Source organism: Ruegeria sp. BHSB058 (genome assembly GCF_059613285.1).
In genome coordinates, this window is record NZ_JBXWSF010000018.1 from 12,044 (window position 1) to 36,433 (window position 24,390).

Here is a 24,390-nt window from a genome sequence, read left to right on the forward strand (position 1 = left end):
GATGGGTCAGAATGTGTCGAAGGCAGGTGCGTTTGCCGGCAAGGTGATCCACGGTTGTTTATGTGAAACGAAGACATGGTTCTTTGGTGTCGCGATGGTTGGGTCATCCAGCGTCACGGCGGCGAACCAGGCGTCCCCGCTCCAGTCCTGGCCTTCGACCTCGTGACCTGCGGCATAGGTCAGGGTGGTGCCGCAATCGCCGCAAAATCCGCGCCTGACTCCGGGCGTCTTTTCACAAAACTTGATTTTCCCCTTGGTTACCGAGAACTCGCTGGACGGAACCTTGGCCCAGGTCACGAATGCCCCTCCCAGCGCCATTTGGCACGAACGGCAATGGCAATGAGCAGAGAAATCGGGCGCCTGTTCGATCCGGTATCTGACGGCGCCGCAGTAACATCCGCCTTCGTGTTGCGTTGAGCCGGTGGCCATGTCCAACCTCCCTTCTTACCTCCCAAGGTAAAGAATGTCTTTCATACTTTAGAAGAACTCTTCGCCTTGTATGCTATGAGACTTGAGGAAATCGGCGGATCGTGCAACAAAATTAATTTGTATAATTGTTAGAAATACTATCGAATGAACTGGCTGAAACTTCCCCCTCTCAATGGATTGCGCGCCTTTTCGGCAGTAGCCGAAACCGGTAGTTTCTCTCTTGCGGCGGGGCGGTTGAACGTCACCCACGCTGCTGTCAGCCAGCAGGTTCGATTGCTGGAGGACCGGCTGGGAACGCCACTGGTCACGAGAGTTGGGCGTGGGATTGAACTGACCGAGGAAGGGATAGCGCTTGCGCGGGATCTGGAGGTTGGATTTGCCACTATCGGGCGTGGTGTCGAGCGTCTGACCGACAGCCTGGCCAACAGACCGGTTCAAATCACCATGTCGCCCGCGTTTGCCGTTGAATGGCTGCTTCCACGCATGGCCGCGTTTCAACAAAGCAATCCCGACATCACATTGATGCTAAACCCGACTGCCGATTTGGTCGAGCTGAAGCCCGGCGGAGTCGATATTGCGATCCGGTATCGTGACAAGCGCCGCCCGGTCAGCGATGTCGAGCCGTTGCTATTGTCGGACATGGTGTTGATCGGCGCGCCGGAACTGGTTGCCGGACGGGACTTGTCCGATCCGGCATCTCTGATGGACTTGCCCTGGTTGCAGGAACTTGGCACCAACGAGGCTGCAGAGTGGCTGACGTATCACGGAGTAGTGCAGGATCGCCCTTTGGTGGTCCATCAGATGCCGGGAAACCTGATCATGAATGCGGTGCGGCGTGGGGACGGGATCACATATAGCAGCCGTGCGTTCTTTCAAGAGGACATCGATGCGGGCCGTATTGTTGAGTTGTTCTCCGAAAAGCTTTTCGGTGTCTACTATGTCGAAACCCGCCCCGGGGTATTGCGGCCTGCGGTCAGAACCTTTGTGAACTGGCTGAGATTTCAGGCCGAAACAGTCACTGTGTAGTGCGGTCTCAGATCCGGCGAGCGGTTCCTGAAACCCTGATACCTTCTCCGGGTTGTTCACCAATTTCGGCACGTAGCAGCGATCTTGCGCCCATGTCTTCGCCTTGAACGATGTCAATTGCGCCGCCGTGTGGCCAGCCGATATCCCTAAGGTAACCTGCCAGCGCCGCCGCCGCCGCGCCTGTAGCCGGATCTTCCAGCACGCCGCCAACGGCAAAGGCGTTACGGCTGTGAAACCTGCGCGGGGTTTCTAGCCACAGCAGGCTAATCGTGGTGAAACCGTTCAATTCCATGAATTTTGCACCTAGGTTCAGGTCGTAGTCCATTTGTGCAAGTTTCGACCGGTCCTTCAGCGCAAGGATCAGGTGGTCGTTGCCCGCATTGGCGACGGCCGGAGACAGGGTTGGGTTCAGATCATCGTCATCCAGTGCAAACAAGGCCAACGCGGCGTCCAGGGTTTCTACGTCAATCACCCGACTATGGGTGGGCGGAGAAATAAGCGCGGCTTGTACCCGCGTCTCACTTCGCGCGCCTTCAACCGAAATCTGTACGTCATTCAGATGCAGTGCAAAGGTGCCGTCGCCGAACCGTTCCGCCAGATTCGCGCCCAGTGCAATCGTTGCGTGGCCGCAAAATGCGACCTCCCCTGCCGGAGCGAAAAAGCGAACCCGCCAACCTTCTCCCTTAGGGGCTGCAAAAGCAGTTTCGGAATAACCGACTTCCGCAGCGATTCGCTGCATTTCGGAATCCGGAGGCAGGGCATCGGCGATGAATACACCGGCAGGGTTGCCGCCTTGGGCACCATCAGCAAAAGCAGCGATGCGTTCGACATGAGTTGTCATAGGTCTAACTCCTTTAAAAACGGCTCTCCGGCAAGCCAGAGAACCACATGCCCTCAATTGATACGGGCGAGAAAATCTTTCATCTCGGTTGCGATCTCGGTCCCATATTCTTCCAGCGCGAAATGGCCGGTGTTGAGCATGTGGAACTCTAGGTCTTTTAAATCGCGCTTATAGGGATGAGCCCCTTCTTCGGGAAAAATCACGTCGTTTTTCCCCCACATCAGAAGCGCGGGCGGTTGATGCTCGCGAAACAGGGCCTGCCATTTCGGGTACTCCCCGACATTGGTGCCGTAATCCAGAAACATCTCAAGCTGCACTTCCTGATTGCCAGGGCGGTCCAGCAGGTATTGCACGTGCCAGAAGTTGTCGGGGCTGATGGCATCGGGATCCTGAGTTCCGTGAGTGAATTGCCATTTGGTTGCATCCATTGTCAGAAAGGCGCGAAGAGCATCGCCGTTTTCCGTAGATGGGTCTGCCCAATAGGCTTTGATCGGTTCCCAGAACTCGCGCAACCCCTCTTCGTACGCGTTGCCGTTCTGAATGATAAAGCCCGTCACCCGTTCCGGGTCGTCCGCGAACATGCGAAAGCCGACCGGAGCCCCATAGTCCATCAGATACACTGAGTACTGGTCAACGCCTTTGGCGTTCAACAATTCGGTTACAATCCGTGCAGCGCCTTCAAAACTGTAATCGTATTCGGCGGCATCGGGCATGTCAGATGCTCCGAAACCGGGATAGTCCGGCGCGATCACATGATAATTCTCGGAAAGTTCGGGAATCAGGTTGCGGAACATGTGCGACGAGGTGGGAAAGCCATGCAGCAATAGAACCGTCGGATTCGTCGGATCTCCGGCTTCGCGATAAGCAATCTTCATTCCGCCAATTGTTTCCGTTCTAAAGACGGTCGCATTCGCGCCGGTCTGACCGGCAGTCGCAGGTAGTGCAAGCAAAGCGGTAGCGGCCACCGCCATGGCGGTGTTTGAAAAAATCCGTCTCATGGTTCAGTCCTTTGGGTTTGGGGTGATGGGCGCGACGCCCGGAAAGCGACCTCAGCCTTTTGTAGCGTCGGCCAACTCGTCTTTCAGGCGCTGGTTTTCGGCCTGAAGTTGTACCAGTTGTTGTCCCAGCGCATTGAGATGTGGGCGTAGTTCTTCTTCGGTGAAGCGAGGTGTGATGTGACGAGGGCAATTCCAGTCCAAACCCTCGACACGAATGATCACCGCTCGTTCTGCCGTCGCATCAGCGCCTTCGGGAAAAAGGCTGGCCGCAGCGGCTTTGCCTTCGGAGAACTCGACGCGGCCCAGAATCTTGAGACGACGCTGATTGGCGTAATCCATCAGGATCATCGCAATCCTGTCATTGCCATCCAGATTGCCGCGCGAGATGTATTGTTTGTTGCCGGAAAAATCGGCGTAACCAATTGTAGTCGGCCCAAGCACTTTCAAAAAACCGACGGGACCGCCGCGATGCTGGACATAGGGCCAACCGGTTTCGGATACGCTCGCCTGATAGAACCCGTCGCGGCCTTCGATGAATGCCTTCTCGGCGGGGCCGATCTGGTGACCCTGCTGCGGGCCACCTTCGATGAATTTTGCATAAGTTGCTGCTGATCCCATCCGCTCCTGTTGGGCGCGGACAGTGGGTGTGAAGGTTAGTTCGGAAAAGGCGCGTGGCATGACTTTCCTTTCAAAGACCCAGATCGGACAAGCCGGGATGATCGTCGGGGCGAGGGCCAAGCGGCCAGTGGAACAGGCGATCCTGCTCGGAAATCGGTAGATCGTTCAGCGATGCGTGGCGGTGTGCCATGCGGCCATCTTGAGCGAACTCCCAGTTCTCGTTCCCATAGGAGCGGAACCAATGCCGGCTGTCATTCCGCCATTCATAGGCATAGCGCACGGCGATACGGTTGTCGGAAAAGGCCCAGAGCTCCTTGATCAGACGATAGTCCAGTTCCGAATGCCATTTCCGGGCCAGAAAGGCATGGATCACATCGTGACCGGACAGGAACTCGGCTCGGTTCCGCCACTGGCTGTCGTCGGTGTAAGCTGGCGTCACGATATCCGGGTTGCGGCTGTTCCACGCGTTTTCGGCCATTCGCACCTTTTGCGCGGCGGTTTCCAGCGTGAAGGGCGGAAGAGGAGGGCGGTTCATATGAAAGGTCGCTTTCAGGCAAGAGTGGCGACGAGTATCGCCAGGGCCAGCAGAACTGGCAGATGTTGAGGGGGAAACAGACTGGCGCGGCGTCGCATGGTTTATCTCCGAGTGCGTACTGATCGGTAAACTTAAGCTTCAAAGTGTACTGATCAGTAAATGATTTCAAGTGTGAAACGGAAAAAAGTGTCTGTGCCTGAATGCTGAAGTGGTTAAAATGCAGATTTCTAAGGGTTTTGGCAGAGCATTTGCCTTCTGCGTCCTCGGGAACTATGTACTGTTCGGTACACTATGGAGCCGAATCATGCGTCCGAACAAACGGGATGAACTGGTCCGAAAAGCGCTGCAGGTCTTCTACCGCGATGGATTTCATGCCACCGGAATGGACAAGCTTGTGACGGAAACCGGAGTCTCAAAGACCTCGATGTACAAGCACTTCCGCACAAAGGAAGAGTTAATCCTTGCCGCACTGAGACTTCGGGACGAGAATTTTCGAAACTGGTTCCTGCGCCGCATTCAGGAACTGGCGGATACGCCTGCCGGACAACTTCTTGCGGGCTTTGATGCGCTGGCCGAATGGTTCGAAGAAGACGGTTATCGCGGTTGCATGTTCATCAAGGCTGGGGCCGAGTACCAGGAAAAGGATCACCCGATCCATGCGCAAGCTGCTGAACACAAGCGGCTGATTTTGAATCACATTGTTCATCTGGCCCGCCAAGCAGGTGCCCGGAATCCGGAAAAGTTGGGAAGCCAGCTTTTGTTGCTCAAGGAAGGCGCAATCGTGTCTTCAGTTTTGCTGAACACCAGTCAGCCCGCGATGGATGCCAAAGATGCGGCCGAGGTATTGTTGAAGGCCGCGCTGACGTGACGGGGGCCGAGCTATTCGCCACTCAACCTCATTTGGCGCACAGCAAGATCGCGCATGATCTCCTCTGAACCGCCACCTATAGCCATGACCTTGACCTCACGCCAGACCCGTTCGACCGGGTTGCCTGACATATACCCGGCCCCGCCGAAAACCTGTAACGCTTCGGAGGCGACGAATTCCAGTGCTTTGCTCGCCTGCACCTTGGACTTGGCAATCTCGGCGGCCGGCATCAGGCCTTGACTAATGCCCCAGCATATCCGCTCAAGATAGGCTTCGATCATATCGATCCGGGCCGACATCTCGGCGAATTTGTGAGCTATCACCTGATGTTCAATCAGGTATTTACCGAACGTCCGACGTTGTCTCGCCCACTCAAGCGCTGATTTGTAACACAGCCGCATCATCCCCAAGCTGCCCGCAACCATGGCAAGGCGTTCGTGGTTGAAGTTGCTCATTATCGCGAGAAAGCCCTTGTTCTCGGGTCCGATCAGGGCCGGTGCCGGAACCAGGCAATTGTCGAAATTTAGCATAGCCTGCTCTGAGCAGTGCCATCCCATCTTTTCTCCCAGAGGTGTGCGGGAGAAGCCGGGTGTGTCGGCCTCGATCAGGAACAACGAGATTCCGGTCAGGCCGGACCCGCCGGTTCGGGCACCCACGACGAACCACTGTGAGTCCATGCCACCTGTTATGAACGCCTTGGCGCCGTTCAGCACCCAGCCATGCGACGTGCGCTCGGCTTTCATTTTCAGGTTTGCCACGTCCGACCCGCCGCCCGGCTCGGTGATTGCCAGTGAAGAATTCATCCGTCCGGCCACGATCTCCGGGACCACTGTCTGCTTGAATTCTTCACTGGCAAACTGAACGATCGGTCCCAGCGAAATCATGCGCCCGCCAACAGCGGCCGCCACGCCCGACGCGCCACAGCCAAACGCAAGTTCGGTATAGTCGGCGCGCATAAAGGCGTCGTCAAAACCCAACCCGCCAAATTCCTCGGGGATGCCGAAACCAAATACACCCAAAGCCCCCAGTTTTTGGTGCAACTCCAACGGGACTGCCCGTTTCGCTTCCCACTGATCGACGAAAGGTCTGACTTCGCTGTCAAAAAACCGTGCGAGATTGGCGCGATACGCCTCGCGTTCGGGCGTCATGAAGGGCGAAAGGCAGGTCAAGGTATCTTCTTCCCCGGGGTGCGGGCATGTTCCGTGGCGTCGCAATCCATCGCCGCCCGTTGACCGCTTGCGTGCATGGCGGCAACCTAAAAACACAGCGGGCGATCTGAAAAGCGCGGCCCGCGGCAAAGCTGCAAGAATGTCGCGCGACGCCGGATCGGTCGCACGTTGTCAACGGAGGGGCGCCATGGCTTTCATCAGCCGGGTTGAACGCGACAGCGAAACATTCGCCCGAAATCGGGCAGATATGCTGGCGATGGTGGATGAGTTGCGCACGCTCGAAGCCCGCGCCGTTGCCCTATCCGAACAGCGGCGCGACAGAATGGCCGAGCGCGGCCAACTGACCCCGCGAGACAGGATGGCTGCTCTGCTAGATCCGGGCATGCCGTTTTTGCAGTTGCACAGTCTGGCCGGATATCTGGTGGACACGGATGATCCGACAAAATCCGTGCCCGGCGCATCGGTCATTGCCGGAATCGGTTTTGTCTCGGGGGTGCGATGCATGATCGTTGTTGATGACAGCGGCATCAAGGCAGGCGCAATGGTCGAGATGACGGCTGCGGCCTTTTTGTCGGCGCAGGAAATCGCGTTGAAACAAAAACTCCCCTTCGTGCATCTGGTGGAAAGCGCCGGGGCAAACCTGATGGAATACCGGGTTGAACTGTGGGCCAATGGCGGCAAGCTGTTCCGCAATCTGGCGCGGCTTTCGACGGCAGGTCTGCCCAATCTGGCGGTTCTGCACGGTCCTTCGACTGCGGGCGGGGCCTATATGCCTGGGCTGGCAGATTATGTGATTGGCGTCAAAAAGAACGGCATGGCGGCTCTTGCCGGAGTAGCTTTGGTGCATGCCGCGACCGGTGAAAAGGCCAATGACCGTGATCTTGGCGGCTCTGAAATGCATGCGCAGACCAGCGGTCTGGTCGAATATCTGGCCGAGGACGACGCACATGGGATCGAAATCGCGCGCGATGTCGTGCGCCGCTTGGACTGGAACAAATCTCTTCTCCAGCCACGGGCGCGCGAGATCGCGCAACCTAAATACGACATCGGCGATATCGCCGGGCTAGTGCCAATCGACTACCGTGTTCCCTATGATATGCGCGAGGTGGCGGCGCGCATCGTCGACAGCTCGGACTTTCAAGATTTCAAGCCGCGCTACGGTGCCTCGACTGTTTGTCTTCAGGCGGCGATCAACGGCATTTCGGTGGGTATCATCGGCAACAACGGTCCGATCGATCCGGCAGGTGCAACCAAGGCCGCGCAATTCATTCAGCTGTGCGGTCAGTCCGATATTCCAATCATTTTTCTGAACAACACAACCGGCTACATGGTTGGCACCGAATACGAGCAGGCGGGGATGATCAAACACGGCGCCAAGATGATACAGGCGGTAACTTCGGTCGATGTGCCGCGTATCACACTCTATATTGGGGCGAGTTTCGGTGCCGGAAATTATGGAATGTCGGGGTTTGCTTACGAGCCCGATTTCCTGTTTGCCTGGCCCAACGCCACAACCGGCGTCATGGGTGGCGAACAGGCGGCCGCCACAATGGCAATTGTGGCCCGCGCTGGGGCCAGACGCAAGGGCGAGGAAGTGGATGAAGCGCAGATGGAAAAGCAAAGCGCGCTGATTGCCGCGCATTTCGACCGTCAGGCAGGAGCATTCTATACCTCGGGGCGGTGCCTTGACCATGGTGTCATTGACCCGCGCGACACCCGCCGCGTGCTGGGTTTCTGTCTGGAAACCTGCCTGGAAGGACGCGCGCGCAAGGTCAAACCCGGAGCATATGGCGTGGCGAGGTTTTGAGCATGGTTTTCGACACGATACTTGTCGCCAACCGGGGCGAGATTGCCGCGCGCGTGATCCGCACGGCGCGTGATCTGGGTTTGCGGACCGTTGCCGTATTCACCAGCGCCGATGCCGCCTCTCCACATTTGCAACTGGCCGATCATTCCATCTGGATCGGTGAAGGGCCGGTTGCAGACAGCTATTTGTGTGCGCGAAAAATCCTGGACGCGGCAAAACGGGCCAACGCCGGGGCGATCCACCCCGGATACGGGTTTCTCTCCGAAAACGCCGAGTTCGCCGAAGCTGTGGCCAAGGCTGGGTTGACATTCATCGGCCCCGGTCCGGAAGCCATCCGGGCAATGGGCAACAAGGCCGAGGCCAAGCGCCTGATGAGAGCGGCCGGCGTGCCCTGCGTGCCCGGCTACGAAGGTGGGGACCAATCGGACGCTGCGTTTGCAAAGGCAGCGGAGGGGATAGGCTATCCACTGATGATCAAGGCGGCGGCTGGCGGTGGTGGGCGCGGCATGCGGTTGGTCAACGCTCCCGTGGAACTGGAAAATGCTCTGGCGCGGGCCAGATCCGAGGCTGCGAATGCCTTTGGCTCGCAAGAGTTGATCTTGGAAAAAGCCATTATCGCTCCGCGCCACGTCGAGTTTCAGATTTTTGCCGACGGCGATGGTAACGTTATTCACCTTGGCGAGCGCGACTGTTCGATTCAGAGGCGGCATCAGAAGATCATCGAAGAGGCCCCATGCCCGGTGATGACACCGGATCTGAGGGACCGCATGGGGGCCGCCGCCGTCGAAGCCGCGCGCGCTGTTGATTACCTGGGCGCGGGTACAGTGGAATTCCTGCTTGATGCCGAGGGTGAGTTCCATTTTCTCGAAATGAACACCCGGCTGCAAGTCGAGCATCCGGTGACCGAAATGATCAACGGCCTTGATCTGGTAGCCATGCAAATAACCGTGGCGCAGGGTGTCCCTCTGGCAATGGGTCAGAGTGATGTGACCCTGAACGGTCACGCGATCGAGGCACGTCTCTATGCCGAAGACCCCGGCAACGGGTTTCTCCCGGCAACAGGCCCGGTTCATCTGTGGCGTCCTGCAAGTGGACCCGGGATTCGCGTGGATGCCGGGATTGCCCAAGGGCAGTCGATCACTCCTCACTACGATCCGCTGTTGGCCAAGATCGTTGCCCATGGACCCACACGTGAGGTCGCAAGAGCGAGGTTGATCCGTGCCCTGCAAGATACCGTCTTATTGGGAACCGTGACAAATGCGGGATTACTGACGGACATCCTGAGCGAACCGGATTTCGTTCAGGGCAAAGCAACGACGGCCTTCTTGAACGGCAGCACTGTCGCACAGAACTCCGCCCCCCAAGCTTCCGGACAGATCGCCCTGGCCGTTGCGCTGCTACTCGAAGACGCGCGGGCACTTGCTCTTGCACGCGCCGGTTTTGTTGCGCCGGATCAATTGGGATGGTCGAACACTCGGATTCCGCCCCGCAAGCTTTCCGCACTTCTGTCCGGTGCGCTGGTAGAGTTTTCTGTAACCTCCAATCCGGGAGGCTGGAGGATTGCGGTGGATGGCCAGACCTTCGACGTGGAACTGGAATGTAACGGCCCCGAGGTCGTAGCCCGAATTAACGACGACCAGATACGGGCGGTGGCCCACGTCGCCGATGGCGAGGTGATGCTGGCGATGGGGGGTGACCGGCTTACGCTGCGCCTGCAACGGGCAGGGCATGCCGAAGAGGAGGGATCAGATGGGGGAGGTATCACCGCTCCGATGCCGGGGCTAGTGCAAATTCTAAGCGTGAGTGCGGGCGCGAAAGTGCGCAAGGGACAGACGCTGGCGGTGCTTGAGGCGATGAAAATGCAGCACCAGATCCTGGCCCCGCAGGATGGGTGCGTGGTTCGGGTGCACATTGTGGCGGGACAACAAGTGTCCGCCGGTGATCTGATGTTTGAGATCGAAGAGGAAAAATGATGGAGCAGGCAGGGGATTTTCTGGAAGAAAGCGAGGTGCTGGACAAGGTTCTGACGGATGTGTCGGGCGATCAATGGGACATCGTTACCCAGTTCAAGGAATGGACGCTGAACGATGTGCTGGTTCACCTGCATTTCTGGAACGGTATGGCCGATCTATCCTTGCGGGATCAGGACGCGTTTCAGGCCCGTGTTGCCGAAACTTTGGCCGGGATCGAGACAGCGGGGTTCCGGGCCACGGAAAACGCGATGGTCCCCGAGAGAAGAGAGGAGCTGCGCGCTGCGTGGCGCACACTCTACCGCGACATGGGTGTGCGTTGGGCTGAGCTTGATCCCAAGCAGCGGTTGAAATGGGTCGGACCCGATATGTCTGTCCGCTCTTCGATCACCGCGCGGCAGATGGAAACATGGGCGCATGGACAGGCGGTATTCGACATTCTTGGCGCCCGGCGGCAGGAAACGGACAGGATCAGGAATATCGTGATCCTTGGGGTCAACACTTTTGGTTGGGCCTATAAAGTACATGGGCACGAGGTGCCAAATGTCATGCCGCGTTTGGAACTGACCGCGCCGTCCGGCGCAGTTTGGGAATTTGGCGACAGCAGTGAGAACAGAATAACCGGCTCGGCGGTGGAGTTCTCGCAGGTCGTCACCCAAACCCGCAATATCGCGGACACCAGCCTTCGCGTCGAGGGGGCGGTTGCGCAGGAGTGGATGTGCATCGCACAGTGCTTTGCAGGCGGACCCGAAACGCCCCCGCCTCCAGGCCTGCGCCGTCGAAATACGACCTGAGCGCCAGAGACGTTGCGTTGCGACGTTCAAGACGCGGCGTCACCACAGTTGGCGGGATGCGGTCGTACGGATAGCGTGTCGGAAAACTCGGATCGGAGGAGCAGGAATGACTCTGTTTACCAGCACAGCCAGTTGGGTCACTGACGAACACCGCATGTTCGCCGAAATGGCGGGGCGGTTTCTGGACGCCGAGCTTGCGCCCAATATCGAAACCTGGGTTGACAACGGTGTAGTGGACCGTGAGTTCTGGCGGAAAGCGGGCGCTACCGGCCTGATGGCGGGCGCCATTCCCGAAGAGTATGGCGGCGTCGGCGGCGGTATGGGGTTCGATGCTGTCACCATCTATGAACAGACCTCACGCGGGGATGCGGGTTGGGGCTATGGTATCCAGTCGATCGTGACCCACTACATCACCGCCTATGGCAGTGAGGATCAGAAACAGAAATGGCTGCCCAAGCTTGCCTCGGGCGAAATGGTGGGTGCCATCGCCATGACCGAACCAGGCACAGGCTCTGATTTGCAAGCGGTTCGTACCACAGCCGATAGGGACGGAAACTCCTATCGCATCAACGGTTCCAAAATTTTCATTACAAATGGCCAGACGGCCGACCTGGTGATCGTAGTTGCCAAGACCGACAGGAACCAAGGCGCCAAGGGCGTGTCGCTGATCGCAGTCGAAACCGACGGGGCGGGTGGATTCCGGCGTGGGCGCAATCTCAAGAAGCTGGGGATGAAGGCCAACGACACAGCCGAGCTGTTCTTTGAAGACGTCAAAGTGCCGATGACCAACCTGATCGGCCCGGAGGAGGGGCAGGGCTTTTATCAATTGATGAAGCAACTGCCGTGGGAACGCCTGACCATCGGCATCATGGCGCTGGGCGCCATCGATTTCGCCCTCGCCGAGACCGTGAAATACGTGCAGGAGCGCAAGGCCTTCGGTCAACGCGTCATGGATTTCCAGAACACCCGTTTCAAGCTGGCCGAATGCAAGACCAAGGCCGAGGTGCTACGCAGTTTCGTCAACGACTGCATCGCCAAGCTGGACCGCGGAGAGCTGGATGCCGCCACTGCCTCGATGGTGAAATACTGGGGCTCCGAGGTGCAGAACGAAATCATGCACGAATGCCTGCAGCTTTTCGGAGGCTACGGTTTCATGATGGAATATCCCATTGCGCGGCTCTACGCCGATGCGCGGGTGCAAATGATCTATGGCGGAACCAACGAGGTGATGAAGGAACTCATCGCCCGGTCGATTGACGTCTAGTCCCGACGGAGGTTGTTTAACGGAGCACCTTCAGCGCTCTCGGCTTATTCTGGATGAGGGACGCTGTCCCTCATACTCCCTGGAGAATTTATCACCAGAAAGAAGCGGGATTTCTGCCCGCACTTAGCCGTGTTTTCGGGGCAGAAGTTGAGCTTCAAGCCAGTTCCGGAATGACTTCAACGGTGCCGATGCGGCCTTGTTCTGCGGCCAGACCAGATAATAGTCACCAAGACTGACGCGGGGGGCGTCGAAGGCAGGGACCAGCCTGCCATTTTCGATGTCCTGAGCCACCAGATAGCTGGGCAGCAAGGCCACACCCAACCCGTGAATGGTTGCCTGTATCATTGTCGAAAACTGATCGAACAACATTCCCTTGAGACCGCTTGCCTTAGTGTTCTGAGCTTCGAACCAGCGCTCCCATGCGTCCGGACGCGTATCCAGATGCAGCAAGGGTGCATTCAGCAGCCAATCGGCGGTGGAGTCATCGGGCCGTAAATGAGGCGCGCAGACTGGCAGGACTTCTTCACGCATGATCCTGAGGTAGCTGACCCCGGCCCAATCCTGACGCCCGAAATGAATGGCAGCATCAAATGGTTCCACCGCGAAATCGAATGGTTTCAGCCGCGTATTCAGGTTCACCGAAACTTCCGGGTGCTGCCGTGCGAAATCCTGAAGGCGAGGTGCCAACCAATGCATTCCGAACGCTGGCAGGATCGAAAGATGCAGCGAGCCACCGGTGGGGTTGGCCTTGAGCTTGAGCGAGGCTTGCGCCAGTTGATGCAGCGCGCCGCGCGCAGTTTGTACATATTCTCTTGCGGCTGGCGTCAGTTGCAGACGCATTTGATTGCGCTGGATCAGGTTGACGCCCAATTGTTCCTCTACGGCTTTCAACTGACGGCTGATAGCGCTTTGTGTCAGCGACAACTCGTCTGCGGCAGCTGACGCGCTTCCTAAACGATCCACGGCTTCCAGGGCCAAAAGCGAAGAGATCGAAGGCAAAAACCGTCGTGGTGCAATCATATGACTTTCCCTCATGCCTTTGAAATGGAATATCATTGGATTTTTGCGCTGAATAGGCGGAGAAAGGCAAGAATCGCAAGTATCGAAGGTGAATTGGCATGACTTATCAGAACAATTCTTCAGGGTTTCAGCGCGCCGGACGGCTTGATGGGGTCGAACTGTCAGAAATCGTTCAGATTTCGGAACATGCCGCGCGCCTGCGGACGCAGGGCGTTGATGTGATTGCGCTGAGTACGGGGGAGCCAGACTTCCCGACACCGGCCCATGTGGTCGAAGCCGCTCATCGCGCAGCACTGGAAGGGCAGACCCGTTATCCCGCCACTGCCGGAACACCTTCGTTGCGCGCGGCCATCGCCGCAGAAGCTGAAGCCGAGGCCGCCAATGTGATTGTTTCCACTGGCGCCAAACAAGTGCTGGCGGGTGCGTTTCTGGCCACACTCGATTCAGGCGACGAGGTTATCACCACGGCACCTTTCTGGACCAGCTATGCCGATATGGTGAAATTGGCGGGCGGGATGCCGGTGGTTCTGGATTGCCCCGGTGAGCAGGGATTTAAGTTGACGCCTGAGCAGTTGGAGGCGGCGATAACCCCGCGCACCCGCTGGGTGTTGCTGAATACCCCTTCGAACCCGACCGGCGCGGTTTATTCCGAGGGAGAGTTGCAGGCGCTGGGCGCGGTGTTGGAACGGCATCCCAATGTCTGGGTGATCTCCGACGAAATCTATCAGCATCTCTCGTACGTTCCCTTCACTCCTTTCGTGCAGGCGGTGCCGTCGCTGGCTGGCCGCACGTTGACCGTGAACGGCGTGTCCAAAGCCTATTCCATGACCGGCTGGCGCATTGGCTGGGGCATCGGCCCGGCACCACTGATCAAGGCGATGGTGGCGGTGCAGGGGCAAATCACGTCGGGTGCTTGTTCGATTGCGCAGGCCGCGGCGCTGGTGGCGATCACAGGGCCACAAGAGTTGCTGACGGAACGCCGGGCCGAGATGCAGGCGCGCCGCGACCTTGTGGTTTCCGGACTGAACGCGGCCGGTCTGGCCTGCGCCAAACCAGATGGGGCGTTCTATGTCTTTCCGAAGACACCCTTCAAAATGCCTGTGGATTATGAGTTCTGCAGTTATCTTCTGGACGAGGTGGGCGTTGCGCTGGTGCCGGGGCGCGCCTTCGGGATGCCTGGGCATTTGCGCCTGTCTTTCGCCTATGCAACAGACAGCCTGACCGAAGGGCTTGCACGTATCGCCCGCGCCGTCGAAGCACTGTAACAAGACCTGAAAAAAGACCGAGCCATGGACCGCGCCCAAATCGTTCACGACAATTTCCTAACCCGTGTTGCCAAACGCGACCTGCCTGCCGGAGCACTGCCGCGGCCGGGGCTGAACGGGACCGACGCGGTCTCGCTGTTCCGGTCTCAGGTGCTCAGCCGCGCGCTTGACCGGACTAGCCGGGCGATGCAGAAGTCGGGGCAGGGGTTTTATACCATCGGCTCGTCGGGTCATGAGGGGATGGCAGCAGTGGCTCATGCCCTGCGTCCAACAGATATCGCTTTTCTGCACTATCGCGATGCGGCCTTTCAAATTGCCCGCGCCGAGCAGGTGCCCGGCCAGCAGATCGCCTGGGACATGCTGCTGAGCTTTGCCTGCTCCAAGGAAGATCCGACCTCTGGCGGACGGCACAAGGTACTGGGATCAAAGGCGTTGATGATCCCGCCGCAGACCTCGACCATCGCCAGCCATCTGCCCAAGGCAGTAGGTGCCGCCTATAGTCTGGGGGCCGCGCGCAGGCATGATCCGGAACACCGTCAACTGCCCGAGGACGGGATTGCCATGTGTTCTTTCGGCGATGCCTCGGCCAACCACTCGACGGCTCAGGGGGCAATCAACACGGCCGGGTGGACCAGTGTGCAATCGACTCCGCTACCGCTATTGTTCGTGTGCGAGGACAACGGTATCGGTATCTCGACCAGGACACCCAAGGGCTGGATTCAGGCGTCGATGGAGCATCGACCGGGGATCAGGTATTTTCAGGCCAACGGGCTCGATATTTTTGAGACCTATGCGGTTGCCCTTGAAGCCGCCAATTATGTGCGCTCGCGGCGAAAGCCGGCGTTTCTGCATCTCAAGACCGTGCGCCTTTACGGCCATGCGGGCGCAGATGTGCCGACAACTTATCTGGGCAAGGCTGAGGTCGAGGCGGACGAGGCCAATGATCCGCTGTTGCACACGGTGCGACTGCTGGATCAGGCCGGGGCGCTGTCGCCCGATCAGGCGCTGAAGATCTATGAAGAGACCTGCGCCCGTACAGATCGCATCGCTGCGGAGGCCGCCAGCCGTCCGCATCTGGCCAATGCGACCGAGGTAGTGGCCAGTTTGATCCCGCCCAAGCGCGCCTGCAAACCTACCAACGGGCCCAGCGCCGAAGCCCGCGCCGCCGCATTCGGTGGCGACATGCGTGCGCTGGGCGATCCGCAGCCGATGAGCCGTCTGATCAACTGGGCGCTGACGGACCTGATGCTGGAACACGGTGAGATCGTCTGTATGGGCGAAGATGTGGGGCGCAAGGGTGGCGTTTATGGCGTCACGCAGAAGCTGCAACAGCGGTTCGGTTCCGATCGGGTGATCGACACATTGCTGGATGAACAGTCCATTCTGGGGCTGGCCATCGGTATGGGGCACAACGGTTTCATTCCGATCCCGGAAATCCAGTTCCTGGCCTATCTCCACAATGCCGAGGATCAGATCCGGGGCGAGGCCGCAACATTGCCATTCTTCTCGAATGGACAATTCACCAACCCGATGGTGCTGCGCATCGCCGGGCTGGGGTATCAGAAAGGTTTTGGCGGGCATTTCCACAATGACAACTCGCTTGCCGTCCTGCGGGATATTCCCGGAGTGATCATTGCCTGCCCATCGACAGGGGCGGATGCGGCACGGATGCTGCGCGAGTGCGTACGGCTAGCGCGGGAAGAGCAGCGGGTGGTCGTTTTCCTGGAACCCATCGCGCTTTATCCGATGCGCGACCTGCACGAAGGACAGGATGGGAGGTGGATGACCACCTATCCTTCGCCCGACCAACGGATCAGATTGGGCGAGGTCGGCGTGCATGGTGACGGCACCGACCTGGCTGTCGTGACCTATGGCAACGGGCATTACCTGTCGAAACAAGCTCTGCCCGAATTGCAGGCAGCGGGGGTGAAGACCCGGATCATCGACATGCGCTGGCTGGCGCCGATGCCGACCGACGCGCTGCGCGAGGCGACAAAGGGTTGTAAGCACGTCCTGATCGTCGACGAGTGCCGCCGCACAGGCAGCCAGTCCGAGGGGTTGATGACATTCTTCAGTGAGGAAATCGGTTCCGTTCCGACTGCTCGCGTCGTGGCTGAAGATTGTTTCATCGCGACCGGTCCGGCCTATTCTGCGCCCTTGCCGTCGAAAGACGGCATTGCTGCTGCTGCCCTGAATCTGACCGGAGCCCGCAAATGACCCGTACTGCCGTCGTGATCTGCCCCGGTCGGGGTACTTACAACAAGCCCGAGCTTGGCTATTTGCATCGCCACCACGGTGCCCGGATGGAAATGTTTCGCGGCTTCGACATCATCCGAGCAGAGGCCGGGCAAGAGGCGGTAACGGCACTGGATAGTGCCGCGCGTTACACTGTGGGCAAATACTCTCGTGGTGATGTTGCCTCACCCCTGATTTATGCGGCCTCGCTGGCAGACGCGAAGGCATTGGCCGGGGATATCGAAGTGTTGGCTGTGACCGGAAACTCGATGGGTTGGTATATTGCTCTGGCTGTCGCAGGAGCACTTAGTGCCGATGACGGGTTCCGGGTGGTCAACACCATGGGCACTTTGATGCAGGAACGCCTATTAGGCGGGCAACTGGTTTATCCTTTCACCGGAGAGGACTGGGTAAACGATCCTGAACGCAAGGCAGAGTTGCTCGCGCAGGTCGCACGCATCGACAGGGTCGGCGGGCAGGACCTGGCGCTTTCCATTGATCTGGGCGGGATGCTTGTGCTGGCAGGTAACGAGGCAGGGTTGGCGGCTTTTGAGGCCACGGTTCCGATGGTGCACGAACGGTTTCCGATGCGCCTGTCGAACCACGCGGCCTTTCACACCCGTCTGCAAGCGCCGGTCGCGGCCGAGGGGCGTAACCGCCTGGCAGCAGGTATGTTCCGCCAGCCTGACCGCCCGCTGATCGACGGGCGGGGTAAGATCTGGTGGCCGGGGGCGACCGATACCAGTGCTTTGTGGGGCTATACACTGGGCCATCAGGTGACCGAACCTTATGACTTTACGCGTGCCGTGCAGACGGCAGCGCGCGAATTCGCTCCGGATCTCTTCATCGTCACCGGGCCTGGGGCAACGCTGGGCGGGGCTGTTGCGCAGTCGCTGGTGCTGGCAAACTGGCGCGGTATGGCGGGCAAAACGGATTTTCAGGCACGGCAGGAGGAAACCCCCATGCTGATCTCGATGGGCCGCGAGGATCAAAGGACTCTTGTCATCGACTGACCGCCGGAAAATTGTTTCGGTTGCGATATCCGAACAGATTGGAAGTGCTGATGGATTCTGAGAAAAGCCTGTGGCAGGAAACCTGCCGAGAAAAGACTGACGCGCGTGTGCTGAACGAAACGATTACCGTCGATCTTGCGGTAATCGGCGGAGGTTATACCGGCTGTTCCGCAGCGCTTCATGCGGCGCAAGTCGGGGCATCGGTCTGCCTGCTGGAAGCACATGACATCGGCCATGGTGGGTCGGGTCGTAACGTCGGACTGGCCAATGCTGGCCTTTGGTTGCCACCGGATGATATTCGTGCCCATCTTGGAACCGAGGCGGGAAACCGACTGATCGCGTTGTTGGCCGATGCACCTGCGCGGGTCTACGAGTTGATCAATTTGTACGGGATCGACTGTGAACCAGTCAGAAACGGAACTTTGCACTGCGCGCATTCCCCGTCCGGCCTCCGCAATCTGTCGCAACGCTGCGAACAACTGAACGCCTCCGGGGCGCCTGTGCAACTGTTGTCGGAGGCGGAAACCCGCAGGCGAACAGGAAGTGGTTCTTTTCACGGTGCCTTGTTCGATCCGCGCGCGGGAACAATTCAGCCGATGGCCTATGTTCGCGGGCTGGCGCGGGCGGCAACCGAGGCGGGGGCTCGAGTATTCACGCAAAGCCCGGTGCAATCACTGCGTCATGAAGGGGATATGTGGCATCTGTCGACACCATCCGGAGAGGTGCGGGCCAAAGCGCTGCTACAGTCGACAAATGCCTATCATCGTGATTTGACGCATACTGCACCGGCCTATGTACCGGTGTATTACTTCCAATATGCGACCGCGCCTTTGCCACAGGCGATGCGCGCGACCATCCTGCCCGGAGGTGAAGGATGCTGGGACACCGGGTTGATCATGACCTCTTTCAGGATGGATCAGGTCGGGCGACTGGTGATCGGGGCGATGGGTGATCTGGGTCATGCGGGCAGTTTTGCCCATCGCAACTGGATCGTGCGCAAGCTCGGTCAGTTATTCCCACAACTGGCGGATCAACCATTGACCGCTGGCTGGCACGGGCGCATTGCTATGACCTCTGACCATATACCGAAAATCACGCAGATCGGACCGAACGCCTTGGCCGTGCATGGCTATTCCGGTCGAGGAATCGGGCCGGGAACGGTGTTTGGCGCCATGTCCGCCCAAAGCCTGCTGTCAGGTGACCCCGAAATGCTGCCGGTTCCTGCCGTCGTGGAGCATCGCGAGAATTGGACCGGTCTGCGCCGCGCCTTTTTCGAAACCGGCGCGGTGCTGACGCACCTGGTCAAAGCAAGGTTCTGAGTGTTTCCGATCCTATCGCGGCAATCATGGTTGCAACTGAGATGCCAACGTTTCTATCCGACCACGCAACCATCGGTGCGCAGGGTCGCCGTTTGAACGTTGATGCCAGACCATGAAGATCTGCACCGGCTCGCAACGGAACGGCAGGGGCGCGCAATCGAGTGTTGCTAGCGGCCCCATTTTCATCAGTGCCGTGTCAGTCGAAATCAGGTCGCTACCGAGCAGAAAAGGTGGGATGGCGTTGAAATGTGGCAGGGTCACGGTCGGAGGGCGGATCTGGCTTTGATCGACGCCACGCATGACCACCTTGGCGCTGCGCCCGTCAGCAAAGCGAACTTCGACGTGTTCGGCGGCGCAATACTCTTCCCATGTCGCAGGTGGGGCGCGATGGCTTGCATCGAAATAGACCATTAGCGGGCTGGTCAGCAGCCGCTTCTGAAAGATATCCGGCCCGTCGGGCGGAAGCGGCGTCAGCATCAATTGGCAGCGGTCATTTCGCAAAATGGCGGCATCGGGAACGCCTGAAGGAACAAAATGCAGCCGCAGGCGCACACCGTCGGTGCGCGCGGCATTCAAAAGCCGGGGAAAGATCAGGTCTCGTTGCAGGTCGTTTGCCGCGATCTGGAAAGTCATCTCCTCAGATTGCGGATCGAATGGACGACCTTCGGTCAGGGTGTGCATCCCGTCGAGAATCTGTTGTACCGGTTCCTGCAGGGCGATGGCGCGTTCGGTGGGGGTTAGCCCCTGACCCGAACGTACAAAGAGCGGATCGCCCAGTACAATTCGCAGTTTCGACAGGGTGTGGCTGACGGCCGATTGCGTGACCCCAAGACGGTCGGCTGCCTTGGACACAGAACTCTCTTCGAGAATGGTCAGAAAGGTTCTCAGGACCTTGCCGTCGAGATCAGTGAAATCGAATTTGCTCATGCCGTATATGACTAACCATGAATGGTTTTGGTGTCCATTTCACAGTAGACGGGCGGTCAGGACAGGAGAACGCGATGGGATTCCGCTTTTTTTCCGACAAGAACCGGCCTGTGCACATGGGGCACTATCCCCTTGAACGGCTTGCGCGGGCGGCCGACCTGCCGGACCTTGCGCAGATACCAGAGATGGCGGAGTTGAGTTTTCACCGTCGGCAGACGCCAGAAAGCATTGTCAACGCGATGGGAGAGTTTCAGGCGATGCTGGATGCGATCCGCGACGGCTTCGTCAATCCGGCGGTGGCAGAGATCCCGGAAAATCCGCTTGAACGAGCCAATCATCTGAAATCATTTGGTTATTTCAATGATGCATCAATGATGGGATGCGGGCCGCTGCCGACTGAAGCGATGTTGTCCAATCCGCGCCGAAACCCCGATATCGACCGATTGGCTCATGCGCTCAGGACGCGCCAGACCAAGACTCTGGCCTCGGGCATTGACGTTATCATGGCCGACCTGAAGGACAGTATGGAGGCCGAACCGATCTCGATCGACAGCCACCGTCACGCCATCATTTTCCTGTATGAGCACAACCGAGATCCGGACCCGGATGAGTCGGGGTCTGAGTGGATTCTGGATGCACAGGATCACCGAGTCTGCCTGTTAGCTACTGAAAATGCTACAGTAATTGCCAATTACATTCGCCTTCTTGGGTTTGACGCGCGGGCGCATTCGGTGATGTCTTCGGATGTCGATCTGGGGAAATTGGCGGTTGCCGCGGGGTTGGCGACGGTCGAGGACGGTGTGTTGGTCGCCCCCTGGTTGGGCTGCCGGTTCGGGTTGGCGGCGGTGACGACCGAAATGGAGATTGCGCATGATCTGCCGTTGCGACCGATGGCCGAACAACCTTGGTTCCAAACCCAAGGCCCTGCCTGGTGGCTAGGTAAGGGATTTGCAAAAAATGCTTTCAACAGAGATCCTTACGCCAGGCGCCGCTATGTCGATGGGGCGCAGCCGTTCGAGAAGCTGAAACGGGTTGAGGAGCCGACGACCTATATCGACGAGGCTCATGTGGCGCGGGTTCCGAAACGTACAGATATGTTCGCGCGGGCGCAGTTCGGGGATATGGGCAAGGCGGTTCAGGACGGGGCCAAGGGCGGTCATTATGCGCGCAAATCCGCGCCCAGTTTCGCGCAGAGACGCGCACTTGGCGCTTTTGTACTGCTTCAGGATGGGGACTGTGCCGAAACGTACAAACCAAATGACGCCAATCGCAACGCCGCCAACCTGAAAGCGGCCAGCTATTTTCTGGGCGTCGACGCGGTCGGCCTCAGCCGCTGCCCGGACTGGGCCTGGTATTCGCATGACGCGACCGGCGAAGAGATCGTGCCGCCGCATGATCAGGCCGTCAGCATGATCATCGATCAGGGTTATGAGACGATGGAGGGCGCATCCGGTGACGACTGGATCAGCGTCGCGCAGTCGATGCGCGCTTATTTGCGTTTCTCGCTTTTGGGTGGGGTGATCGCGCAGCAGATCCGAAATCTGGGTTACAAGGCCAAGGCGCATACGGTGATGGATGGCGAGGTGTTGCAACCGCCGCTGTTGCTGCTGAGTGGTCTGGGCGAGGTCAGCCGCATTGGCGAGGTGATCCTGAACCCCTATCTGGGGCCGCGCCTGAAATCGGGTGTCGTGACCACGGACATGCCGATGGCCCATGACAAACCCATCGATTTCGGCCTGCAGAATTTCTGCGAAAGCTGCAACAAATGTGCCCGCGAGTGCCCGTCGGGGGCGATAACCGCGGGACCAAAGCGGATGTTCAACGGCTATGAAATCTGGAAATCGGATAGCCAGAAATGCGCGACCTATCGGATCACCACGCCGGGCGGGGCGATGTGCGGGCGCTGCATGAAAACCTGCCCGTGGAACCTTGAAGGGATCTTCAAGGAAAAACCGTTCCGCTGGGCCGCGATGAATATCCCGTCAGCCGCGCCTGCGCTGGCAAAGCTGGACGATGCCGTGGGCAATGGCGGGCTGAACGATGTCAAGAAATGGTGGTGGGATATCGAGTTGCAGGGGGATGGCGCCTATCGCCCTTCGGTGCATCCGTTGAACCGGCGCGGTCTGCAAAGGGAGCTGGAGCTGAAATACGAGGATCAGACGCTGGCCGTCTATCCTGCGCCGCTGGCGCCGCACCCTTGGCCCTATCCGTTTCCGATGGATCGCGAGGCCGGGATCGAGGCCTATGAGGCGATGGTCAGCGCCGAGGAACACAGGGCGCGCGTTGCTGCCGGGGATATGTCGGTTGTCCACCGCTATCGGATCGCGGGCGATGCCCCGGTGATGCGGGTGGAACTGACCCGGGTCGAGAAGATGACGGCGGATGTGACCAAGTTCGAATTCTCACCCATTGACGGCGTGCCGTTGCCGGAATGGACGGCGGGCGCACATCTGGACGTGCTGGTGGCGCCCGAGTTCCTGCGCCAGTATTCGATGTCGGGCGATCCGTCTGACCGGTCGAAATACCAGATCGGCGTGTTGCGCGAGGATCACGGGCGGGGCGGATCGGCCCTGATGCACAGAATCTTTCACGAGGGGCGCAAGGTTTTCATCTCGAAACCGATCAATCATTTCGAACTGGATGAAAGCGCGAGCAGGACATTCCTGATGGGCGGTGGCATCGGCATCACGCCGATGATCGCCTTTGCCCACCGGCTGTATGCAATGGGCGCGGAGTTCGAGCTGCATTATTCTGCCAGCACGCAGGCCGGTGCGGGGTATCTGGACGATCTGGCGGCGATGCCCTGGGCGGACAGGGTGCGCTTGCATTTCTCGGACAAGGGCACGCGTGCCGATCTGGATGCGGTTCTGGCAGGCTACCAGCCGGGCTGGCACGTCTATACCTGTGGGCCGGATCGGTACATGGATGGCGTGATGGCGGCGGCTGAACGGCAGGGATTCCCCGAAGAGGCGCGGCATCTGGAATATTTCTCGGTTCCCGAACAGCCCGAATACGAAAATCACTCCTTTACGGTGCGGCTGGCGCGATCGGGGCGCGAATTCGTGGTGCCCGAGGACAAGGACGCCGCACAGGTTCTGAACGAGGCGGGCATTCATGTGGATGTGAAATGCGCCGACGGGATCTGCGGGGTGTGCAAATGCGGCCTGATCTCGGGCGAGGTGGAGCATCGCGATTTCGTGCTGTCGAAGAAACAGCGCGAAGGGTCGATCATCCTGTGCCAGAGCCGCGCCGCAGAACCGGACGGGGTGATCGAAATCGACCTTTGACGCCCGGGTCGCTGGCCCGGGGGTCTGGAAACGACATTTTGCTTCGAAAAAAATCGTCGTTCCTGTCATGGACGCCGGATGGGTGCTGGACTAACGTCGCCCCCGAACCAAGTGAAACCCTGATCAACAGGTGCGAGGTAAAACATGGATTATCACAGCCCCGCCAGTTTCGCCGAGGCTTCGGAACTGGCCGTGAATGCGACGGGCATTACGCGTTTCCTGGCTGGCGGAACGGACGTGCTGGTACAGTTGCGTTCGGATTTCGTGACGCCGGATACGCTGATCGACATCAAGAAAATCAAGGGGGTGCAGGACATTACCCGCCAGGATGACGGCAGCTGGACGCTGGGTGTTGCGGTCTCGGGTGCCGAGATGAGCGAGCATCCGCAGCTTGGGCGGGACTGGCCCGGGCTGGTCGAAGGGATGGATCTGATCGGGTCGACCCAGGTGCAGGGGCGCGCGACGCTGACCGGCAATCTGTGCAACGCCTCGCCCGCCGCCGATTCCGTGCCGGGCATGGTGGCGGCCGGTGTGACCGTGACAGTGACGGGCCCGAACGGGGATCGCGAGGTTGCGGTCGAAGACGTCCCCACCGGTCCGGGCAGGACGTCGCTGGCCAAGGGCGAGGTGATTTCGGCCGTGCATATCCCGGCACGGGGGGCAAATGGCGGCGATGCCTATCTGCGGTTCATTCCGCGTACCGAGATGGATATCGCGGTGGTCGGTGTCGGCGTGAACCTGCGGCTCGATGGCGACACCGTTACCGAGGCGCGCGTTGCACTGGGCGCGGTTGCGCCGACGGTTCTGCTGGTCGAGGACTGTGCAAAGGCCATCATCGGCACCACGCTGGATGACGCCGCGCTGGAGGCGCTCGCGGCGGCGGCATCCGCGGCCTGCAATCCGATCGACGACAAGCGCGGCACCATCGCGTTCCGCACCGAGGTCGCCGGCGTGCTGGCCAAGCGCGCTGCCAAGATCGCCTATGCCCGTGCCAAGGGAGAATGA

20 protein-coding genes are annotated in these 24,390 nt (G+C 59.1%); 12 read left to right on the forward strand and 8 right to left on the reverse strand.

The window, feature by feature from the left end:
* Positions 1 to 6 precede the first annotated feature (6 nt).
* Entirely contained in the window at positions 7 to 429 is a 423-nt protein-coding gene (locus AC2FNB_RS06905) for a GFA family protein (RefSeq protein ID WP_496745302.1), read from the reverse strand.
* A 144-nt stretch (positions 430 to 573) separates the two neighbouring features.
* On the opposite strand from AC2FNB_RS06905, the gene AC2FNB_RS06910 reads away from it, so the two are divergent.
* Entirely contained in the window at positions 574 to 1,455 is an 882-nt protein-coding gene (locus tag AC2FNB_RS06910; protein ID WP_496745304.1) for a LysR family transcriptional regulator, read from the forward strand.
* 7 nt (positions 1,456 to 1,462) lie between these two features.
* On the opposite strand, the gene AC2FNB_RS06915 is transcribed toward AC2FNB_RS06910, so the two are convergent.
* The 4 genes from AC2FNB_RS06915 to AC2FNB_RS06930 are packed head-to-tail and all read right to left on the reverse strand — an operon-like array spanning position 1,463 to position 4,447.
* Positions 1,463 to 2,296 (reverse strand): PhzF family phenazine biosynthesis protein, encoded by an 834-nt coding sequence (locus tag AC2FNB_RS06915; RefSeq protein WP_496745305.1) that lies wholly within the window; start codon positions 2,294 to 2,296, stop codon positions 1,463 to 1,465.
* Positions 2,297 to 2,349: 53 nt separating this feature from the next.
* A complete protein-coding gene (locus AC2FNB_RS06920; RefSeq protein ID WP_496745307.1) occupies positions 2,350 to 3,294 on the reverse strand; it encodes an alpha/beta fold hydrolase in 945 nt (314 codons plus the stop codon).
* Positions 3,295 to 3,345: 51 nt separating this feature from the next.
* Complete coding sequence (locus AC2FNB_RS06925; RefSeq protein WP_496745308.1) at positions 3,346 to 3,972, reverse strand: pyridoxamine 5'-phosphate oxidase family protein; 627 nt, start codon at positions 3,970 to 3,972, stop codon at positions 3,346 to 3,348.
* A gap of 10 nt (positions 3,973 to 3,982) precedes the next feature.
* Positions 3,983 to 4,447, reverse strand: a complete 465-nt coding sequence (locus AC2FNB_RS06930) for a nuclear transport factor 2 family protein (protein ID WP_480751533.1) — start codon at positions 4,445 to 4,447, stop codon at positions 3,983 to 3,985.
* A gap of 304 nt (positions 4,448 to 4,751) precedes the next feature.
* Between AC2FNB_RS06930 and AC2FNB_RS06935 the strand changes: the two genes are divergently transcribed.
* The gene (locus tag AC2FNB_RS06935; RefSeq protein WP_480751534.1) at positions 4,752 to 5,315 is read left to right on the forward strand and encodes a TetR/AcrR family transcriptional regulator; all 564 of its coding nucleotides are present in this window, start codon (positions 4,752 to 4,754) and stop codon (positions 5,313 to 5,315) included.
* An 11-nt stretch (positions 5,316 to 5,326) separates the two neighbouring features.
* On the opposite strand, the gene AC2FNB_RS06940 is transcribed toward AC2FNB_RS06935, so the two are convergent.
* The gene (locus tag AC2FNB_RS06940; protein WP_496745311.1) at positions 5,327 to 6,484 is read right to left on the reverse strand and encodes an acyl-CoA dehydrogenase family protein; all 1,158 of its coding nucleotides are present in this window, start codon (positions 6,482 to 6,484) and stop codon (positions 5,327 to 5,329) included.
* A 187-nt stretch (positions 6,485 to 6,671) separates the two neighbouring features.
* On the opposite strand from AC2FNB_RS06940, the gene AC2FNB_RS06945 reads away from it, so the two are divergent.
* The 4 genes from AC2FNB_RS06945 to AC2FNB_RS06960 all read left to right on the forward strand — a co-directional run bounded on the left by AC2FNB_RS06945 (position 6,672) and on the right by AC2FNB_RS06960 (position 12,319).
* Positions 6,672 to 8,291, forward strand: coding sequence for an acyl-CoA carboxylase subunit beta (locus tag AC2FNB_RS06945; RefSeq protein WP_496745313.1), 1,620 nt, complete (start codon positions 6,672 to 6,674; stop codon positions 8,289 to 8,291).
* A gap of 2 nt (positions 8,292 to 8,293) precedes the next feature.
* The gene (locus AC2FNB_RS06950) at positions 8,294 to 10,264 is read left to right on the forward strand and encodes an acetyl/propionyl/methylcrotonyl-CoA carboxylase subunit alpha (RefSeq protein ID WP_496745315.1); all 1,971 of its coding nucleotides are present in this window, start codon (positions 8,294 to 8,296) and stop codon (positions 10,262 to 10,264) included.
* On the forward strand, positions 10,261 to 11,055 hold the full coding sequence (locus tag AC2FNB_RS06955; RefSeq protein ID WP_480751540.1) for a TIGR03084 family metal-binding protein: 795 nt from the start codon (positions 10,261 to 10,263) through the stop codon (positions 11,053 to 11,055). Before AC2FNB_RS06950 ends, AC2FNB_RS06955 begins: the two co-directional genes overlap by 4 nt.
* Positions 11,056 to 11,161: 106 nt before the next feature.
* Positions 11,162 to 12,319, forward strand: coding sequence for an acyl-CoA dehydrogenase family protein (locus AC2FNB_RS06960; RefSeq protein WP_480751542.1), 1,158 nt, complete (start codon positions 11,162 to 11,164; stop codon positions 12,317 to 12,319).
* 123 nt (positions 12,320 to 12,442) lie between these two features.
* On the opposite strand, the gene AC2FNB_RS06965 is transcribed toward AC2FNB_RS06960, so the two are convergent.
* Positions 12,443 to 13,339, reverse strand: a complete 897-nt coding sequence (locus tag AC2FNB_RS06965; RefSeq protein ID WP_480751543.1) for a LysR substrate-binding domain-containing protein — start codon at positions 13,337 to 13,339, stop codon at positions 12,443 to 12,445.
* A 98-nt stretch (positions 13,340 to 13,437) separates the two neighbouring features.
* On the opposite strand from AC2FNB_RS06965, the gene AC2FNB_RS06970 reads away from it, so the two are divergent.
* Genes AC2FNB_RS06970 through AC2FNB_RS06985 form a run of 4 tightly spaced genes read left to right on the forward strand, consistent with a single transcriptional unit; the run spans position 13,438 to position 19,171 of the window.
* Positions 13,438 to 14,604 (forward strand): pyridoxal phosphate-dependent aminotransferase, encoded by a 1,167-nt coding sequence (locus AC2FNB_RS06970; RefSeq protein WP_496745318.1) that lies wholly within the window; start codon positions 13,438 to 13,440, stop codon positions 14,602 to 14,604.
* A 24-nt stretch (positions 14,605 to 14,628) separates the two neighbouring features.
* Positions 14,629 to 16,821, forward strand: coding sequence for a dehydrogenase E1 component subunit alpha/beta (locus AC2FNB_RS06975; RefSeq protein ID WP_496745320.1), 2,193 nt, complete (start codon positions 14,629 to 14,631; stop codon positions 16,819 to 16,821).
* A complete protein-coding gene (locus tag AC2FNB_RS06980; RefSeq protein WP_496745322.1) occupies positions 16,818 to 17,852 on the forward strand; it encodes an ACP S-malonyltransferase in 1,035 nt (344 codons plus the stop codon). The genes AC2FNB_RS06975 and AC2FNB_RS06980 overlap by 4 nt, the downstream gene beginning before the upstream one ends.
* 50 nt (positions 17,853 to 17,902) lie before the next feature.
* Positions 17,903 to 19,171 (forward strand): NAD(P)/FAD-dependent oxidoreductase, encoded by a 1,269-nt coding sequence (locus AC2FNB_RS06985; protein ID WP_496745324.1) that lies wholly within the window; start codon positions 17,903 to 17,905, stop codon positions 19,169 to 19,171.
* A 24-nt stretch (positions 19,172 to 19,195) separates the two neighbouring features.
* Here the strand turns inward: AC2FNB_RS06985 and AC2FNB_RS06990 are convergent, their stop codons facing one another.
* Positions 19,196 to 20,098: a LysR family transcriptional regulator gene (locus AC2FNB_RS06990; protein WP_480751550.1), complete on the reverse strand. Its 903-nt coding sequence runs from the start codon at positions 20,096 to 20,098 to the stop codon at positions 19,196 to 19,198.
* A 74-nt stretch (positions 20,099 to 20,172) separates the two neighbouring features.
* Here AC2FNB_RS06990 and AC2FNB_RS06995 point away from each other — a divergent pair, with 74 nt between their 5' ends.
* Positions 20,173 to 23,385 carry a reductive dehalogenase gene (locus tag AC2FNB_RS06995; protein WP_496745326.1) on the forward strand — a complete coding sequence of 1,071 codons (3,213 nt, stop codon included), beginning with the start codon at positions 20,173 to 20,175 and terminating at the stop codon, positions 23,383 to 23,385.
* Between the two features lie 144 nt (positions 23,386 to 23,529).
* The gene (locus AC2FNB_RS07000; protein ID WP_480751553.1) at positions 23,530 to 24,390 is read left to right on the forward strand and encodes an FAD binding domain-containing protein; all 861 of its coding nucleotides are present in this window, start codon (positions 23,530 to 23,532) and stop codon (positions 24,388 to 24,390) included.